The sequence below is a fragment of the Streptomyces albidochromogenes genome (assembly GCF_005981925.1).
GTDB lineage: Bacteria > Actinomycetota > Actinomycetes > Streptomycetales > Streptomycetaceae > Streptomyces > Streptomyces albidochromogenes.
Window position 1 is genome coordinate 1 of the sequence record NZ_VBVX01000541.1, and the last position, 2,165, is coordinate 2,165.

The window sequence follows — 2,165 nt, forward strand, 5'->3', positions numbered from 1 at the left end:
CCCCTTTTATTCGCTGGTGTGCGCCCGGCGGCTCTTGTAGCTTGGCGTCGCGACCGCGCCTCCGATGCGCTCGGCTGCGGCTACTTCCTTCGAAAACCAAGTGACGCCGCCGCCCCTTTGATCTCGGCGGCGCGGGCGTGTTTCGCCCCGTCGGATGTCTCGGCCGGGCTTCCGTCCTTTGAATCCGGGGGGATTCGCTGCCTCGTCACACCCCACGCGTCTCCAAGATGTGGTCCGAGATGCTCGTGGCCCCGCACGTCTCGGCCGCCGCCCGCTCCCTGTCCTCGCCACGGCTCCCCCACGCGCCCGCCCTGCCGGGCCCACGCCACTGGCCCGGCGCACCGGACGTCATCCGCACCCACGCGGGCGGCCCGGCCTTCGTCCGGGAGCCCCGCGAGGAGCTCTACCTCCTCGCGGTCGGCAACTTCGTCTCCCAGCGGACCTTCTACGAGAGCGGTCAGGAGCGGGACGACCGGTACGTCCGGCTCGTCGGTGAACTCGCCGTCCAGGACCCCGAGTGGACGGCCGGCCTGCTGCGCTGGCTGCGCGGCGAGGGCAACATGCGCACGGCGTCCCTGGTCGGCGCCGCCGCGTACGTGCGGGCCCGGCTCAAGGCCGGGATCTCGGCGGGGCCGTCCAACCGGTCCGTGATCGACTCGGTGCTCCAGCGCGCCGACGAGCCCGGCGAGCTGCTCGCCCACTGGGTCTCGGTGTACGGACGCGGCGTACCGCAGCCCGTGAAGCGCGGCATCGCCGACGGCGTGCGCCGGCTGTACACCTCCCGGTCCCTGCTCAAGTACGACACCGCCTCCCACGGCTTCCGCTTCGGCGACGTGCTCAACCTGGTGCACGCCTCCCCCGACCCGGCCAAACCCTGGCAGGGCGCGCTCTTCCGGTACGCCCTCGACCGCCGCCACCACCCGGAGCGGGCGGTGGCGCCGGCCGGCGACCCCCTGCTGACCGCCCACGGGGCGCTGATGGCCTCGCCCGCGGACGAGCGGCGGGCGGTGGTGACCGGGCCGGGCGGCGCCGAGCGGCTGGCCGCGGCGGGTATGACGTGGGAGGCCCTGGCGGGCTGGCTCCAGGGACCGATGGACGCCGCCGTCTGGGAAGCCGTGATTCCCACGATGGGGCCGATGGCGCTCCTGCGGAACCTGCGGAACTTCGACGAGGCGGGGGTCTCGGACGACGTCGCGGCACGGGTCGCCGCACGGCTCTCGGACGCCTGCGAGGTCGCCCGCTCCCGGCAGTTCCCCTTCCGCTACCTGGCCGCGCACCAGCACGCGCCGTCGCCGCGCTGGGCGGCCGCGCTGGAACGGGCCCTGGGCCACTCCCTGGCCAACGTACCGGCGCTGCCCGGCCGGACCCTGATCCTGGTGGACCGGTCCGACTCCATGTTCTGGGACACCGTCTCCGAGCGCTCCCGGCTGACCCGCGCGGACGCGGCGGCCGTGTTCGGCACCGCGCTCGCCATGCGGGCCGAGCAGGCGGATCTGGTGGAGTTCGGCTGGGGCAGCGCGCAGGTGCCGTTCGAGCCGGGCGAGCCGGTGCTCGAGGTGCTGAAACGCTTCCGCAGCATGGGGGGCACGTACACCGCGAAGGCGGTGCGCAAGCACTACCGGGAGCACGACCGGGTCCTGATCGTCACCGACGAGCAGAGCGCCTCCTACGATCCCGGCGGGCCAACCGAAGCGGTCCCGGCCGACATCCCGGTCTACACGTGGAACCTGGCGGGGTACCGGCCCGCCCACGGCCCCACGGGCCCCCACCGGCACACCTTCGGCGGCCTCACGGACGCCGCGTTCCGCACGGCCGGCCTCATCGAGGCCGGCCGGGGGGCCGCGTGGCCGTGGTCCGATGATCCGGCCTGAGGGCGAGCCACGGCCGTGCCGGCGGAAAGGCACGGCCCGGCAAGGCGGGACACCGCCTGGGCCGGCGTGACACCGCCTAGGCCGGCAGGCGGCGCGCGGCTGTGATCGCCGGTGCCGTGGAGTGGGGGAGCAGGTCCGCCGGGTGGGGCGGAGGGACCACCTCCACCCGCTCCACGCCGCGCCCGCCTCCAGGCAGATGCCGTCGGCCTTGCGCATCACCCCCCGGTCGCCGTCGCGCCACAGCACGCGGCCCTCCTCGTCGGTCACCACCATGATCTGCTGCGACGCCTGCAC

1 pseudogene is annotated in these 2,165 nt (G+C 74.5%); it reads left to right on the forward strand.

From position 1 onward, the window contains the following. Positions 1 to 328: 328 nt before the first annotated feature. Positions 329 to 1,871: pseudogene (locus tag E2E34_RS33605) on the forward strand (TROVE domain-containing protein). The last annotated feature ends 294 nt before the right edge of the window (positions 1,872 to 2,165 follow it).